This window comes from Helicobacter mesocricetorum, assembly GCF_900198605.1.
Lineage (GTDB): Bacteria > Campylobacterota > Campylobacteria > Campylobacterales > Helicobacteraceae > Helicobacter_D > Helicobacter_D mesocricetorum.
In genome coordinates, this window is the sequence record NZ_FZPJ01000015.1 from 23,936 (window position 1) to 39,094 (window position 15,159).

Annotated in this window: 16 protein-coding genes; 7 read left to right on the top strand and 9 right to left on the bottom strand. The window is 33.0% G+C overall.

Annotation, left to right across the window (positions count from 1 at the left end; translation table 11 throughout):
• Positions 1–2: 2 nt before the first annotated feature.
• The 9 genes from C6H18_RS04210 to C6H18_RS04250 all read right to left on the bottom strand — a co-directional run bounded on the left by C6H18_RS04210 (position 3) and on the right by C6H18_RS04250 (position 9,078).
• Entirely contained in the window at positions 3–1,127 is a 1,125-nt protein-coding gene (locus C6H18_RS04210) for a succinyldiaminopimelate transaminase (RefSeq protein WP_104721867.1), read from the bottom strand.
• A 1-nt stretch (position 1,128) separates the two neighbouring features.
• Complete coding sequence (locus C6H18_RS04215) at positions 1,129–2,691, bottom strand: DEAD/DEAH box helicase (protein ID WP_104721868.1); 1,563 nt, start codon at positions 2,689–2,691, stop codon at positions 1,129–1,131.
• Between the two features lie 82 nt (positions 2,692–2,773).
• Positions 2,774–4,204, bottom strand: coding sequence for a hypothetical protein (locus C6H18_RS04220; protein WP_104721869.1), 1,431 nt, complete (start codon positions 4,202–4,204; stop codon positions 2,774–2,776).
• Positions 4,185–4,886, bottom strand: coding sequence for a lysophospholipid acyltransferase family protein (locus C6H18_RS04225; protein ID WP_233704054.1), 702 nt, complete (start codon positions 4,884–4,886; stop codon positions 4,185–4,187). The genes C6H18_RS04220 and C6H18_RS04225 overlap by 20 nt, the downstream gene beginning before the upstream one ends.
• Positions 4,873–6,162 (bottom strand): SH3 domain-containing protein, encoded by a 1,290-nt coding sequence (locus tag C6H18_RS04230; RefSeq protein ID WP_233704055.1) that lies wholly within the window; start codon positions 6,160–6,162, stop codon positions 4,873–4,875. The genes C6H18_RS04225 and C6H18_RS04230 overlap by 14 nt, the downstream gene beginning before the upstream one ends.
• The gene (purQ, locus tag C6H18_RS04235; protein WP_104721871.1) at positions 6,159–6,818 is read right to left on the bottom strand and encodes a phosphoribosylformylglycinamidine synthase subunit PurQ; all 660 of its coding nucleotides are present in this window, start codon (positions 6,816–6,818) and stop codon (positions 6,159–6,161) included. Before purQ ends, C6H18_RS04230 begins: the two co-directional genes overlap by 4 nt.
• Position 6,819: 1 nt before the next feature.
• Positions 6,820–7,056, bottom strand: a complete 237-nt coding sequence (gene purS / locus C6H18_RS04240) for a phosphoribosylformylglycinamidine synthase subunit PurS (RefSeq protein ID WP_104721872.1) — start codon at positions 7,054–7,056, stop codon at positions 6,820–6,822.
• Between the two features lie 4 nt (positions 7,057–7,060).
• Complete coding sequence (purC, locus tag C6H18_RS04245; protein ID WP_104721873.1) at positions 7,061–7,780, bottom strand: phosphoribosylaminoimidazolesuccinocarboxamide synthase; 720 nt, start codon at positions 7,778–7,780, stop codon at positions 7,061–7,063.
• Positions 7,781–7,791: 11 nt separating this feature from the next.
• Complete coding sequence (locus tag C6H18_RS04250; protein ID WP_104721874.1) at positions 7,792–9,078, bottom strand: S41 family peptidase; 1,287 nt, start codon at positions 9,076–9,078, stop codon at positions 7,792–7,794.
• A gap of 158 nt (positions 9,079–9,236) precedes the next feature.
• On the opposite strand from C6H18_RS04250, the gene recA reads away from it, so the two are divergent.
• From recA to waaF, 7 genes are read left to right on the top strand one after another with little or no spacing between them, the layout of a single operon-like run.
• Entirely contained in the window at positions 9,237–10,268 is a 1,032-nt protein-coding gene (gene recA / locus C6H18_RS04255) for a recombinase RecA (protein ID WP_104721875.1), read from the top strand.
• Positions 10,269–10,298: 30 nt separating this feature from the next.
• On the top strand, positions 10,299–11,579 hold the full coding sequence (gene eno, locus C6H18_RS04260) for a phosphopyruvate hydratase (protein ID WP_104721876.1): 1,281 nt from the start codon (positions 10,299–10,301) through the stop codon (positions 11,577–11,579).
• Positions 11,576–11,821, top strand: coding sequence for a hypothetical protein (locus C6H18_RS04265; protein ID WP_104721877.1), 246 nt, complete (start codon positions 11,576–11,578; stop codon positions 11,819–11,821). Before eno ends, C6H18_RS04265 begins: the two co-directional genes overlap by 4 nt.
• Complete coding sequence (locus C6H18_RS04270; RefSeq protein WP_104721878.1) at positions 11,818–12,567, top strand: AMIN domain-containing protein; 750 nt, start codon at positions 11,818–11,820, stop codon at positions 12,565–12,567. The genes C6H18_RS04265 and C6H18_RS04270 overlap by 4 nt, the downstream gene beginning before the upstream one ends.
• Positions 12,554–13,045: a shikimate kinase gene (locus C6H18_RS04275; RefSeq protein ID WP_104721879.1), complete on the top strand. Its 492-nt coding sequence runs from the start codon at positions 12,554–12,556 to the stop codon at positions 13,043–13,045. Before C6H18_RS04270 ends, C6H18_RS04275 begins: the two co-directional genes overlap by 14 nt.
• Entirely contained in the window at positions 13,042–14,136 is a 1,095-nt protein-coding gene (locus C6H18_RS04280; RefSeq protein WP_104721880.1) for a glycosyltransferase family 4 protein, read from the top strand. The genes C6H18_RS04275 and C6H18_RS04280 overlap by 4 nt, the downstream gene beginning before the upstream one ends.
• A complete protein-coding gene (gene waaF, locus C6H18_RS04285; RefSeq protein ID WP_104721881.1) occupies positions 14,133–15,158 on the top strand; it encodes a lipopolysaccharide heptosyltransferase II in 1,026 nt (341 codons plus the stop codon). The genes C6H18_RS04280 and waaF overlap by 4 nt, the downstream gene beginning before the upstream one ends.
• Position 15,159 lies beyond the last annotated feature (1 nt).

The window sequence follows — 15,159 nt, forward strand, 5'->3', positions numbered from 1 at the left end:
TTTTATAGGCACTGCTTAATCCTTAACAAAGCTTCTTGAATAACTGCTTCTTCATAAACAAGTGCCAAGCGGACATACCCACTACCCGGATCAATACCCTCATTAGTTCGTGATAAAAAACTTCCCGGAAGCACCAAAATATTCTCTTTTTCTAAAAGTTTTTTCGTAAAAGCCAAATCATCGCCTACATACAACCAAACATAAAAAGTCTCCTTGGGGACTTCCACACCTAAAATCTCCTCTGCTATCTTTAAATTTTTTGCATACTGCATTTGAAAATATTGCGTATGGGTTTCATCATTCCAAGCTAAAGCGGCTGCTTCTTGAAGAGGCAAAGGAGAAGCACAACCCACATAGGTTCTATATTGCGCATAATCTTTTAAAACCGCACTATCCCCTGCAATAAATCCACTCCTAAGCCCCGGAGCACTGGAACGTTTTGAAATAGAGTTTAATGCTAAAACATTTTTAAAACCTGTATTTCCCACTGCCACACTAGCCTCTAAGATAGAATATGGTTTTATTCCTGTGTAAATCTCACTATAACATTCATCATTCAACAATAAAAAATCATATTCTAATGCCCACTCCACCCATAATTTTAACTCCTCTAAAGTTAAACTGCTTCCTGTTGGATTGTTTGGAAAATTTAAAATAACCAAATCACATTCTTGCATCTGCTCTTTTGTTAGTTGGGGTTTAAAAGCATTTTCTTTTAGGAGATTCATATAAATGGTTTTTGCCCCTGAAGCAATCGCAGCACCTTCATAAATTTGATAAAAAGGATTTGGATGCGCAATAACCTTAGAAGTTTTACCAAAAAGATAAAATTGCGGAAAATTAAATAAAACTTCTCTTGTCCCAAAACTAGGGACAATCTCCTCTAAACGCAACCTTACATTAAATCTCCTATGAATAAAGCTCTGCAAAGCGATTTTTAAACTTTTCTCTCCGCTTGTTTTGGGATATTTATTTAACAAATACGCATTATCTCCAAGAGCTTTGGTGATAAAATCTGGAGTTTTAAATTGCGGTTCTCCAACACCTAAAGAGATTCTTTGTCCTGTTGTAGAAATAGATTCAATAAGAGCATTTAACTTTTCAAAAGGATAAGGCTGAAACTCCATTTTATCTCCTCTTAGAACTTCTTTTAGTCTTTGCATTAGGAGTTTTAGGGATCTTTTTTTCTTTATTTACCCTTTTTTCTCTCCTATCTTCCTTTTTGCCATAATCACCCTTTTTAGAATACTCTCGTTTTTGCTTTTTATAAAAAGCTTTTTCTTCTTTTGTTAATTCTTTTTGAAATTTTTGTAAATCTTTTTTTCCTAAACCAATCTTATTAGGACCTAAAACCTTTACTTCCTCAAGCAACATTGAGAGCAATTTGCAAACTAATTGTGTCATATCCGCATTACTTCTTACCTGCTCATAAAGACGCAAAGCCTCATCACTAATTTGGTATTTCAAGATTTTTTCTATCCATTGCGAATCTTTTTTGTTAATAGTATCTTGAATGTTGGGTATTTCATAAAGCTCAATAGTAGCCTTAGTATTTTCTTTTATTCTACGCAATTCTTTAAACTCTAAAGGTGTTGCAAGTGTAATAGCAACACCCTTTTTTCCTGCTCTACCTGTCCTACCAATACGATGGACATAAGATTCTGGATTTAAAGGAATGTGGAAGTTAAAAACATGGCTAACTCCACTAATATCAAGCCCACGCGCCGCAATATCAGTAGCTACTAAAATATTAATTTGAGAATCTTTAAAGGCTTTAATAGACTTCTGTCTATCCTTTTGTTCCATATCTCCGTGCATTGCACCTGCTCTATATCCGCGCTCTATTAATCGCTTAGCCAAAATATCAGCTTCTTTTTTCATTCGTGTAAAAATAATAGCTTTAGTAGGCATTTCACTATCAATTAAACGAATAATGGCATCCTCGCGTTCGACCTCATTAATAATATAATACCGCTGTGAAATATCCTCATTTGTAGTGTTCTCTTGGGTGATTTTGATAAATTTTGGATTATTAAGAATCTTTTGAGCTAAATGCTTAATAGGGACAGGCATAGTTGCTGAAAAAAGTAAGGTTTGGTGTTCTTTATAAAGATATTGAAAAATTTCTTCAATATCATCTAAAAATCCCATATCCAACATTTCATCTGATTCATCTAATACAACAACTCGTGGAAAAAAATTTTTTAATTTATGATTGCGAAGATAATCCAATAACCTTCCGGGGGTAGCAATAACAATTTGTGGCTTTTTATCCAAAAGCTCTAATTGCCTAGAAACTGATTGTCCGCCAAAAAACGAAACCGTTCGGACTTTGCTATATTTGCCTAATTGAAAAATTTCATCACTAACTTGCATAGCAAGTTCTCGTGTTGGAGTAATAATCAAAGCTTCAACGCTTCCATTATGTTTTAAACTATTAATCAAAGGCAATCCAAATGCGGCTGTTTTTCCTGTTCCTGTTTGCGCTTGTGCTATCACATCAAGACCATCTAAAATAGCGGGAATAGCCTCCTTTTGAATAGGACTTGGCTGAATAAAACCTAACTCTTTAATGCCTCTTAATAGACTTTTTTTGAATCCAAAATGCGAAAAATCTGAAACCTCATCGACAAAATCTTTTGCAATACTTTTTTTAACATTTTTTATTTTATTTTCTACTTTGTTTTCCATAAACTTCCAAACTCTAAATATATTCCTCAATTATAACATAACATTCCCAAAAAACCCTATCTTAAGCCAATAAACTTTCATTCTAAAAGATGACGAATTTACTATTTTTACCACCTTTAAAGTTTTTTATTTCAGTGATTAATTCTTGTGAAGTTGTCCATAGAGATTTTTTATCAATATAGATAGTATCAAATACAAAATCTCTCATCATACTTGAGAGCAAAATTTGTTTATAGGCAACTTTAACACAATGGAATTTTCCCTCTGTTAGAATCTTTATCTTCATATCCATTGTTGTTTTTTCATTAGTGCTAACAATAAGAAAATTTTTTTTAACGCTTTCTTTAAGCTTTTGGTAATAAAGATAAATCTGTTTATCACCCTCACTTAATCGATCTTTATTCAATCTCTCTAAATACTGCTCCATAAAATTAATAGATATGGGGGCTAATTGATTTTCTGGATACTTAAAATAGCAATTCTTCATAGCTTTGGATTCCAAAGATTTTTGGTAAATCTTATTATCTAAAATAGTAATGCAAATATCTAATCCATTTTTGATTTTCCTATAAAGCATTTTATGAACTTTTTGAAAAGATTTTTCAAAGCTTTGATGATAACTTTTATAAAATTCTGCTTTAATGGCACTTAGGCGAGATATTCTTTGCGTAACTATTTCATCTTCTTTTGTTAATTTTTTTAATTCTCCTTCAATTTTTTCTTGTTTTTCTAGCATTTCTTGAGGCTTTTTTGCTAAAGATTCTAATTTACGCACAATCACCGCTAACTCCGCATTACAGGATTGAATTTTTCGCTGAATTATTTTTAAGGTATCTTTTGCATTCTCCAAAGCAAAATTTAATGCCTGATAATGCGATTGATACTTGATAAAATATTCCAAAAAAAGTGCTTCAACATTAACTTTATGGTCAAAATCTAATAAGGAATTCTCAAGCCTTATAACAACGCCCAATTCTTCGATAAAATCATCTTTTTTCATTGTTTTATCATTAAAAAGGAGATTATCTAAAGCCTTAAAAACAAACCGCTTAGTATGCATAAACTCCAACAAGATTTTTTGGTGTGCAATGTATAAATCATTAAGAAAACTAACGGCTAGTAAATGTTGTTGAAAATACCATTTCAGTGCATTATCTACACTAATGGTTAAAGGTATATCTTTGATTTTATCATAATTAGTTATTTTATAAATTTCTTGAATAGCTAAATCTCGCTTATTGCTTTGGATTGCCTCTAATTGCTCATCAGTTTGATTACGCCAAAAATCTGATTCACTAATAAAAGTATTGCCACCAAACTCTTGAAATTTCGAAACCTTACAATCTGTAATTTGATTGGATTCATTACAGCGAAACTCTACAAACATTCCTTCCATTGGAATAACTTTCTTATCATGCCAAGCATCTTTGGTAAATTCAAAGAGCATTTTGGAGGCATTAATCACTACCCCTTTACCATTACTGCTTAAATATCTAACTATTCTGCCATGCATTTTCTCTCTCTTTATAAAGTTCTAAATATTCTTCTTGCATTTTTTCCCTTAAAGATTCATACCAATTCTCTTCACTAGGGACAAAGGCGGGAAGATATTTTACGATAAAGGGTTGATTATCAAATTTCATAGAGCCTATATCCAAACAATCTCTAGTCCCACAAAAAACAATAGGCTGGACTTTCAAATGAAAATGTTCAATTAAAAATTTAGCACCATTTTTAAAGGGTAAAAATTTCTCTCTCCCCAAAGATCGAGTTCCTTCTGGAAAAATACATAAAACTCTTCCTTTAGACAATCTATCTTTGGCTTCTTTTAGCAAAAATACAGCCTCTTTCTTGCTTTCACGATTGATTAAAATCATCTTAGGGGCTTTTAGAGCGTGTCCGTAAAAAAATGGTTCACCTAATTCTTTCTTCGCAATCCAACATAAATCATTAGGATGAAATGCTTCAAAATAAACCACATCCATAAAACTTTGATGATTCATCACTAAAATTTGTGCTGTTTTATCTAATTCTCCTATTATTTTGGCATTAACCCCAAAAAGTCTAAAAAATAGTGAAGCTGTAACTCTGCGCACTATTCTATGGTGTTGAGGGAATATATACATTAATAAAATACTCCAAGGCACTAGCAATAAAACATAAAATATTGCGCTACAAGCTCTAATCTTGGACATCATTTTTTTCTACCCATCCAATACGTTCATCTTCTAGTATTACCTTATAATAACCCCTAATATCTGATAAAACCTCTACTTTCATTGGCTCTTTGGTGATTAAAATAATGGTAGAATTAAAAGTTGGTTGAATACGAATAGGTGTATTGACTTTTAAAACTGCAGAAGTTCTAGCTGATAGCAGATAAAACAAAAGCACTAAAGGAAGAATCCCTAAAAGAATAAAAATCCATTTTCGTTTATAAAAATACAAGCCAAAAGACACAAGTATCAAAAAAACCACGAAAGAAACTTGATAGAATTGGATATTGTTTTTAGGTCTTATATCACTTTGTGTGCTAACGCGCTCATCTTGTGGAATATTATCCACTTGTAATTCAATATATTGAGATTTTTCTGTATTAAAATATTCAAAAGAAATAATTCCTAAACTCTTTGGCACAATCGCATAATAAAAAGCAATAGCCTCCTTATAATCTCCACTCTTACTTTCAATGCCTTGCTGATAGGATTGCAAATGAAAATCAAAAAGATTCCCTAAATTGCTTTGTAGTTGAAAAACAGCAAGATTGTGCTGGGAGTCATAATTAGTAATTTTAGAATCTAAAATTTTTAAATCTTTGGCTAAGACTTGCGAATATCTACCTTTTCGCTCTAATTTAATGGCTCTACCAACAATAAAGTCTGTATTCTCTTGAAACTCCCCTTCTATGGTATTTACAATAACTTCAACTTTAGGAATAGTAAAATTAGGTTGGTTAATTTTAAAATAAAAAGTATTGCTAAGGCTAGAATCTTGATTTAAAGTCCAAGTTTCTTTTGGGTTTAGCACTTCAACGCTCGCATTATCTAATATAAATCTTGTTTCAATAGTAGAATATTGACTTAATACTAATAATTTAAAAGTGATAGGAACAATTTGATGAACATACAAGATACTATAAGGCGGATTTATCATATCTAAATAAACATTTTTAGTAATAAGGTTTTGTTTTTTTATCTCTTCTAATTTTAAATCCTCCTCTTCATAAGCATCCTGTCCCTTTTCTTTCTTGTTTTCTTGTGAGATATTAAATTCTAGGGGGGATGAACTCTCCTCTACCATTACTTCAGGTAGAATATTTTTTCGTTTTATCTTGTCCTCTTCCAAAGCAGAATCTTTAGGAGATTCCGCCTCTGCCACTAGAGCATTAAAAGTATTATTTTTCGCAGAAAATACAAATTCCTCTTGTGCAAATAATTGGAGTACCAAGATAGCATAAAGAAAAAACTTCATAAAACCTCTAAAAACCCCTCTAACATCTTTAATCCTGCTGTATTACCCAAAACTTCCTCTACGGCTCTTTCAGGATGAGGCATAAGTCCAAAAACATTCTTATTTTCATTACAAATTCCAGCAATTTTTTCTAAAGAGCCATTAATGTTTTGTGTATATTTTAATAAAATCTGCCCATTTGCTTCTAATTGCCCTAACTGCTCTTGATGAATATAGTAATTCCCTTCTGCGTGAGCAATGGGAATATTTATAACCTCTTTTATTTTAAAGTTTTTCAAAAAAATATTATGGGTATCTACCACCTCTAAACTCACATTTTTTGAGATAAACTGCAAGTTTTCATTATGCTTCATCGCACCGGGTAACAATCCGCTCTCTAAGAGTATTTGGAATCCATTACACACTCCAAGCACATAACCACCCTTGTTTGCAAAATCTATAACACAACGCATAATAGGCGAAAATCGTGCAATCGCTCCACTTCTTAGATAATCTCCATAACTAAAACCACCAGGAATTACAACTAATTTAGTATCCTTAGGTAATGCTCTTTGTTGATGCCAAACAATTTGGCTTTTAACCCCTAAAAGCGAAAAAGCATACTCCATATCATATTCGCAATTAGTTCCTAAAAATTGTAAGATAGCTACACTCATCTTATAGCTTTATTTGGTAATCTTCAATTACCGTATTTGCCAAGAGCGTTTCACACATAAGCTGCACTTGCTTTTTTACTTCTTGGGTTTCTTTGCTATCTATTTCTAAAATAATGGCTTTACCTACATTTACATCTTGAATATTTGTATGCCCTAAAGATTCTAAGGCATTATGAATGGCTTTACCTTGAGGGTCTAAAACACCATTTTTTAATCGCACAATCACTTCAACTCTCATAACCTCATCCTAGCAAAATCCTTTTTAATACTTCTTCATAAGCCATTTTTACACCGCCCAAATCTTCTCGGAATCTATCTTTATCTAACTTTTCTTTGCTATTTTTATCCCAAAAACGACAGGAATCAGGAGTAATTTCATCAGCTACCAAAATTTCATTTTTTTGATTTAAACCAAATTCTAATTTAAAATCTACCAACATCAAATTTCTTCTATCAAAAAACTCACATAACACTTCATTAACATCACGACCAATTTTTCTTAAATGCTCTAAAATCTCTATGGATTTCACACAACCTAAAATCAAGGCGTGTTCATCATTAATAAGCGGATCACCTAAAGAATCATCTTTATAATAAAACTCCACTAAAGCAAAGGGTAACCTCTCCCCTTCTTTAATCCCTAGTCTTTTGGTTAATGAACCTGTTGCAATATTCCTTACAACCACTTCAATAGGAATAATTTCAACAAATTGGCATAGCATTAAATTATCCGCTAAGGTTTCTACATAATGGGTTTTAATGCCTCTTTTCTCTAAAAGCTTAAAAATCTCGGAAGAAATCTTACAATTTAATGCGCCCTTTCCCTCTTCATTCCCTTTCTTTTGAGCATTAAAAGCTGTTAAATCATCTTTAAATTCCGCTAAAACAAAATTTTCATCATTAGTTTTATAAAGCTTCTTTCCCTTCCCTTCATATAACTTTTCTTTTTGCTCTACTTGCATAAACCCATTCCTCACTTTTGAATGATTGTTAGAGTTTTTAACACATCAATGGCACTTTTAAGCTGAATATCATTCATAATCTGCGTAGAAGATATTTCATTTTCCTTAGTTTTTGCTTTAATATTTTCTTTAGGATTGATTTTCTCCAATTCACCCTCTAAATGTTTTTTCAAATCAGCCTCTTTAATATTAAATCCACCTTCATCATTAGGAACTACACCAGGTAAGACTTCAATATCAGGAGTTACTCCCACAGCTTGTATCGTCCGACCACTTGGCAAATAATAACGAGCAATCGTTAAACGCAAAGCTTCTTTCTTTTCTGTGGGCAATACCACTTGCACACTCCCTTTACCAAAAGTAGTCTCCCCTATAAGAATTCCTCTTTTATGATCTTGCAATGCCCCTGCTACAATCTCACTCGCACTTGCACTTCCATTATTGACAAGCACGACTAAAGGGATTCTTGCATAGGGGGTTTTTGAAGTAGCTTCATATACGATATCTTCATCTTTTACGCGTCCTTTTTGTGAAACAATCGTTCCTTCTTTAATAAACAAATTACTTAGCTCAACAGCTTGATTTAAAAGCCCTCCGGGATTATTCCTTAAATCCAAAATTATGCCATCAATTTTTTTAAATTTCTTTAGCTCTTCTTCAACCCTTTGTGCAACCTTTTTATCAAAAGAAGTTACTCGCACATAAGCATAATCAGAATCTTCAATTTTTTTGGCATAAACAGATTCCACTTTAATATTATCCCTTGTGATATTAAAAACTAAAGGTTTAGGATTATCTTTTCTAACAATAGTCAATTGCACCTTTGTATTAGGTTTTCCACGCATTTTATTCACAGCATCGTCTAAACTCATACTTAAAGTGCTTTCTTCATTAATTTTTAAAATAATATCGCCACTTTTTAAACCTGCTCTATCACCCGGACTTCCTTCAATGGGAGCTATAATAGTAATACCCCCATTCTTTAAAGAGATAGTAATGCCTACCCCACCAAATTCTCCATTGGTTTGTATCCTAAGCTCTTCAAATTTTTTCTCATCTAAATAGGCAGAATGTGCATCAAGATTACTTAAAAGTCCCTCAATAGCTTTGTTAATAATCTCATCAAGTGTCAATTCATCAACATAATAATTCTCAATCGTTCCAATTACTTTTCTTAATTTATTATAAGAATCTAAACGTGAGCTTTCTGATGCTTTGGAAGCTGCAAAAACCTGAATACTAAATCCAAAAAACAATATTGCTAAAATCATTTTGAAACAAGTTTGTGTGATTTTCATTCTCTCAACCTAAAATTTTATTTATTAATGCAGGAATTGTAGCTTATCATCTCTGAAAAAAATATAATTTCGTTTAAAACCATACAGGCTAATAAAACTAAAATATATTTTTTATGTTATTTTCGATACAATCAAAATTTTAAATTTTAGGAGAAAAAATGGCATTAGATGAAAGTAAGCAAAAAGCCATAGAACTTGCTATCAAACAAATCGATAAAGCTTTTGGGAAAGGTGCATTAATTAGACTTGGAGATAAACCTGTTGAAAAAATTGATTGTATTAGCACAGGTTCTTTAGGGTTAGATATTGCACTTGGCATTGGTGGGATTCCAAAGGGACGAATTATTGAAGTTTATGGTCCTGAAAGCTCTGGTAAAACCACACTTGCGCTACAAGTTGTTGCAGAATGTCAAAAAAACGGGGGAATTTGTGCTTTTATAGATGCTGAACACGCTTTAGATGTTACTTATGCAAAACGATTAGGCGTAGATGTGGAAAACCTCCTTGTATCACAGCCTGATTTTGGGGAACAAGCTTTAGAAATATTAGAAACACTCACAAGAAGTGGGGGTGTAGATTTAATCATTATTGATTCTGTGGCAGCACTTACTCCAAAAAGTGAAATTGAAGGAGATATGGGCGACCAACATGTGGGACTTCAAGCAAGATTAATGAGTCAAGCATTAAGAAAGGTTACAGGCATTATCCACAAAATGAACACCACCGTTATCTTTATCAATCAAATTCGTATGAAAATTGGCGTAATGGGCTATGGAAGCCCAGAGACAACAACAGGTGGTAATGCTTTAAAGTTTTATGCAAGTGTTAGAATTGATGTAAGAAGAATCGCAAGCTTAAAACAAGGAGAGCAAAATATAGGAAATCGCGTCAAAGCAAAAGTTGTAAAAAACAAAGTTGCACCTCCTTTTAGAGGAGCAGAATTTGATATTATGTTTGGAGAGGGCATCAGCAAAGAGGGAGAATTAATAGACTATGGAGTAAAGCTTGATATTATCGACAAAAGTGGTGCTTGGTTTAGCTATGGAGATAAAAAGCTAGGGCAAGGCAAAGAAAATGCTAAGGTATTCTTAAAAGAAAATCCAGAAATCTCTCAAGAAATAGAAGAAAAAATCAAATCATCTATTTCTATCTCTGATGATTTATCCAATACTTCAGAAGATGATGAATAACCCCTAAATAATCTAAATTAAGGAGAAATAATGACTTTTATTGATGAAATTCACGCAGAGGAAGTTTTAGATAGTCGGGGGAATCCTACCATTAAAGCAACTGTTATTTTAAGTGATGGTAGCATAGGAAGTGCTATTGTCCCTAGTGGTGCAAGCACCGGAAAAAGAGAGGCTTTAGAATTAAGAGATGGGGATGAACGTTTTTTGGGAAAAGGCGTTTTAAAAGCTTGTGAAAATATACAAACAACTATCTACGATGCCATTAGCGGATTAAATCCTTATGAACAAACTATGATTGATAATCTCTTAATAGAAGCCGATAATACAGAGAATTTTTCTAATTTAGGTGCTAATGCCACACTAGGTGTTTCTATGGCTGTTGCTAGGGCTGCAGCAAAAAGCTTAAATATCCCGCTTTATCGGTATTTAGGTGGGGCTAATGCCCTAACACTTCCTATTCCTATGCTAAATATCATCAATGGGGGGAGTCACGCCGATAATACCGTAGATTTTCAAGAATATATGATTATGCCTCTTGGTTTTGATACTTTTAGCGAAGCACTAAGGGCTAGTGCAGAAATCTACCAATATCTAAAAAAAATCCTTAAAGATTCTAAACACATTACAAGCATTGGTGATGAGGGTGGATTTGCACCCAATCTAAAAAACAACGAAGAACCCTTGCAAATTATTTCAGAAGCTATCAAAAAAGCCGGTTATAAAGAAGGAGAACAAATCTTCCTTGCTCTTGACATCGCAAGCAGTGAATTTGTCAATCAAGCAGGTATTTACTCCCTCAAAGGTGAGAACAGAGAGCTTTGCGCAGAAGAGCTTATTGAATATTATGAGAAACTTATCGCAAAATATCCTATCATCTCCATAGAAGATGGTTTAAGTGAAGATGATTGGGAAGGTTGGGCGAAACTCACACAAAAATTAGGAGATAAGATTCAGCTAGTAGGAGATGATTTATTTGTAACCAATGCAAAAATACTCTCAAAGGGCATTCAACAAAATATCGCCAATGCCATTCTTATTAAGCCCAACCAAATTGGAACTATCACGCAAACTATGGAAACCATACGTTTAGCTCAAAGAAATAACTACAAATGCATTATGAGTCATCGGAGTGGAGAGAGCGAAGATACTTTCATAGCAGACTTTGCTGTGGCACTTAATACAGGAGAGATTAAGACAGGTTCTACGGCAAGAAGTGAGAGAATGGCAAAATATAATCGCTTATTAGCTATCGAAAATGAACTCCCCCATTCAGTCTATCTAGGAAAAACACTCTTTAAGATGTTGAAATGAAAAATAAGACCATAGCCTATCAAGAGATATTTCCTCTACTCCCTATTTTTAGTCTTGCCTTGATAGTTTGTATTGCAGGAATCTATTTTGGCAATCTACTTTTTGGTAGTAACTCCTTAAGTGTCTTATTAGAGCTTGAAGAAAAAGAAAAAAAAATGCGTCAAGAGGTAAATTTTCTCACACACCAAAACGCAAACTTACAAAAAGAGCTTTTTGAATTAAAAGGCTTGGAACCACAATGAAAAGAATTATCCTCCTATTTGCTTTACCTTCATTATTATTTGCTAATGAACCAAGAAAGTTACCAGAAATACCAACACTCAATGTAGATCCAACCCCCAATGTGGATCCAACTCTCACACCTGTTATAGATACAACCAATAATATGGGAAATACTCAAACATCACAATTCTCACGAAATCCTTTTGATGCTCTAGTAACCCCAAAATCAAGCGGACAATTATCGAATCTACCCGAACTTAATTTATTTACTAAAACAGAAATTACACTTCCCTCAACGGCAAGAAAAATTAAAAAAATAACCATAGACTACCAAAATCTTGATGGTTCTATTACAACCTTTGAAAAGGTTTTAGATGGCAATATAGATTGGCATCTTCCCTTGACCCTAACACAAGAAATCCAATTACCTAATATGCGATTAGATCCAAAACTAACTCCAAAACCCAATTTTACTTTGGGTGATTCTTTTAACTTCAATATCAATAAGCAAAAAACCCTATTAAAAACTTCCCTTAGCCTTATACGAAATTTCACTCTTACCTCACCTACTCGCCTTATACTAGACTTTAAAAGCACTACCAATAAAGCACTAAGCCAATCCTTAACAACCAATCTCCCTTTTATCACAAAAGTTAGTTTAGAAACTCATTTAGACTTTTATCGAATCACCCTAAATCTTGATGGACAATACAACTATTCTATCAATGCTAATAAAGAGGGGGCATTAGAAATTGACTTATATTAACCTTGTGTTAATCGGTTTTATGGGTAGTGGGAAAAGTAGCGTTGCAAAATCACTTTACCAAAAGACTAAAAAATTAGTTTTAGATAGTGATAAAATCATTGCAAATAACGAAAATTTAAATATTGCACAAATATTCGCCTCTAAGGGGGAGAGCTATTTTAGACAATGCGAAAAAGAATTTTGCCATTTTGTGAGCAAAAATATTCAAAACTGCATTATTGCGACAGGAGGAGGAATGCCTCTATTTTGTGATGTAAGCACAATGGGAAAAGTTTTTTTTCTACACTTAGAATTTGACAATATCCTCTCTAGACTCTCAAAAAAAGAAATCCAAAAGCGTCCCCTTTTTCAGGATAAAAACCAAGCCTTAAAGCTTTATCTAAAACGATTAGAGGTTTATAAAAGCTGTGCAGATGTTATGATTAATGCCAACCAAAGCTTAGAAAAAATCTCTGAAGACATTTTACAATCCTTATGAAAAAACCTCTTTTTATTCGCTTTAAAAATACAAAAATCGGTGGTGCAGAATTATATCTTTGTAGAATAACACAAGCCATTTACGATAAAAATCCCCCTATTTTTTCAAGCGGCAATTATTCTCAAGATTCCAAGCTATTTATAAAAATTCCAAAATTTTTACCCTCTTTTTTGGCTTTTCTTTACTTCTTGTATCATTATGAAAAATTCCGCAAATCCAATCCACAATTTCTTTATTTTAGTCTAGAGAGAGTTTTACACTGCGATATTTATCGTGCAGGGGATGGCATTCACAGACAATGGTTAGCGATAAAAACCCATAATAATCCTTTTAAAAAATTCAAAACTTTCTTTAATCCTATGAATCTCCTCTATACCTTTTTAGAACCAAAACTCTTTAAAAATACTAAAAAAATCATCGCTAACTCCCAAATGATAAAAGATTCACTTATTGAATACTTCGGTATCCCCCCTAGTAAAATTGAAGTTATTTATAATGGTATTAAAATCCCAAAGATTATCAACAAACCTAAAGCCAAAGAATCACTTATCAAAAAATTTCCCGACTTAAAAGACAAAACATTAATCCTTTTTGTAGGAAGCGGATATGCAAGAAAAGGATTAAAAGAAGCTATTCTTATACTTTCAAAGCTTAATTCTAAACAATGGTATTTTCTTATTATTGGCAAAGATAAAAAGGTTGCGTATTACCAAAAACTCGTTAAAAAATTATCTTTAGAAGAACATATTTTATTTCTAAACGCACAAGAAAACATAGAATCTTTTTATCAAGCAAGTGATATTTTCTTATTTCCCACAGCCTATGAACCTTGTTCAAATGCCACCTTAGAAGCGGCAAGCTATGAAAATGCTATCCTTACTACGAAACAAAATGGGGCAGGAGAGCTGTTTTCAAGTAATCTTCTTTTGGAGAGTCCTCAAGAGATTTCAAAAGGTTGTGAAATTTTAAATACACTCTTAGAAAATCAACAATTACTCTCTACACTACAAAAAGAATGCGCAAAAGCCGTCCAGCACCTAACCTTACAAAATCATTTAGACAAAACATTAGAGATTATAAAAAACTTATGAATATCCTTATTAGAATCCCCAATTGGTTAGGCGATGCAGTAATGGCAACTTTTGCAATGGAGATTCTTTATCAAACTTATCCACAAGCCCATTTTTATTTAGTAGGGAGCGAAGTTAGTTGCGAACTCTTTAGGCATTACCCAAACACCACACTTCTAGTTGATAATAGCAAAAAGAAAAACTTTAGAATACTCCATTTGTATGCTTTGGCTAAAAAGATTCCTCCTTGTGATATTGCTTTTACCTTTCAAAACAACTTTTTATCAGCTTTGTTTTTATTTTTTAATCAAGCAAAAGAACGTATAGGATACAACAAAGAAATGCGCTCACTCCTGCTTACTAAAGCCCCTAAAAAACAAGCAAATCTACACGAATCCTTGCATTTTAGCTCTCTTATAAAAACACTTATTCCAAACACTAATCTCAGCCCTAAACTATATTTAAGAAAATCTCCTTTAGAGGTTTTCTTACCACAACATTGGCAAAACCAAAAAATAGCAGGTATCAATGCAGGTGCAGCCTTTGGTAGTGCAAAACGTTGGAAAGAAGAATATTTTGCAGAAGTTATTGCTTTTTTATTAGACAAAAATTTCAAAATTCTACTCTTTGGAATAGCATCAGAAACCACTATTAATGACAAGATTCTCTCTTTTTTGCCACCCAATCCTCAAAATATTTTAAATTTAAGCGGACAAACAACCATTCAAAGCCTTATGGCTTATATACAAAAGAGCCATCTGTTTATAACTAATGATAGTGGTCCTATGCACATTGCAGCAGCATTTGAAGTTCCAACTTTAGCAATCTTTGGTCCCACTAATGAGCAAGAAACTTCCCCCTTTAATGCAAAAAATGCCCATATTATTTCACTAAAAACACTCAATCAACCCCTCTTCTGCCAACCCTGCAAAAAAAGAATCTGCCCTCTCCCCCAAGATTCTAGAGCTTTTCACGCCTGTATGATAGATTTAAAACCCTCCTTTATTATCAAAAGAATTCAATCCCTTATAAGCAATATTTAAT

Bases quoted from the DNA above. Each gene is read 5' to 3' on its own strand.
- C6H18_RS04210 (WP_104721867.1), bottom strand. From the start codon at position 1,127: ATGGAGTTTCAGCCTTATCCTTTTGAAAAGTTAAATGCTCTTATTGAA.
- C6H18_RS04215 (WP_104721868.1), bottom strand. From the start codon at position 2,691: ATGGAAAACAAAGTAGAAAATAAAATAAAAAATGTTAAAAAAAGTATT.
- C6H18_RS04220 (WP_104721869.1), bottom strand. From the start codon at position 4,204: ATGCATGGCAGAATAGTTAGATATTTAAGCAGTAATGGTAAAGGGGTA.
- C6H18_RS04225 (WP_233704054.1), bottom strand. From the start codon at position 4,886: ATGTCCAAGATTAGAGCTTGTAGCGCAATATTTTATGTTTTATTGCTA.
- C6H18_RS04230 (WP_233704055.1), bottom strand. From the start codon at position 6,162: ATGAAGTTTTTTCTTTATGCTATCTTGGTACTCCAATTATTTGCACAA.
- purQ (WP_104721871.1), bottom strand. From the start codon at position 6,818: ATGAGTGTAGCTATCTTACAATTTTTAGGAACTAATTGCGAATATGAT.
- purS (WP_104721872.1), bottom strand. From the start codon at position 7,056: ATGAGAGTTGAAGTGATTGTGCGATTAAAAAATGGTGTTTTAGACCCT.
- purC (WP_104721873.1), bottom strand. From the start codon at position 7,780: ATGCAAGTAGAGCAAAAAGAAAAGTTATATGAAGGGAAGGGAAAGAAG.
- C6H18_RS04250 (WP_104721874.1), bottom strand. From the start codon at position 9,078: ATGAAAATCACACAAACTTGTTTCAAAATGATTTTAGCAATATTGTTT.
- recA (WP_104721875.1), top strand. From the start codon at position 9,237: ATGGCATTAGATGAAAGTAAGCAAAAAGCCATAGAACTTGCTATCAAA.
- eno (WP_104721876.1), top strand. From the start codon at position 10,299: ATGACTTTTATTGATGAAATTCACGCAGAGGAAGTTTTAGATAGTCGG.
- C6H18_RS04265 (WP_104721877.1), top strand. From the start codon at position 11,576: ATGAAAAATAAGACCATAGCCTATCAAGAGATATTTCCTCTACTCCCT.
- C6H18_RS04270 (WP_104721878.1), top strand. From the start codon at position 11,818: ATGAAAAGAATTATCCTCCTATTTGCTTTACCTTCATTATTATTTGCT.
- C6H18_RS04280 (WP_104721880.1), top strand. From the start codon at position 13,042: ATGAAAAAACCTCTTTTTATTCGCTTTAAAAATACAAAAATCGGTGGT.
- waaF (WP_104721881.1), top strand. From the start codon at position 14,133: ATGAATATCCTTATTAGAATCCCCAATTGGTTAGGCGATGCAGTAATG.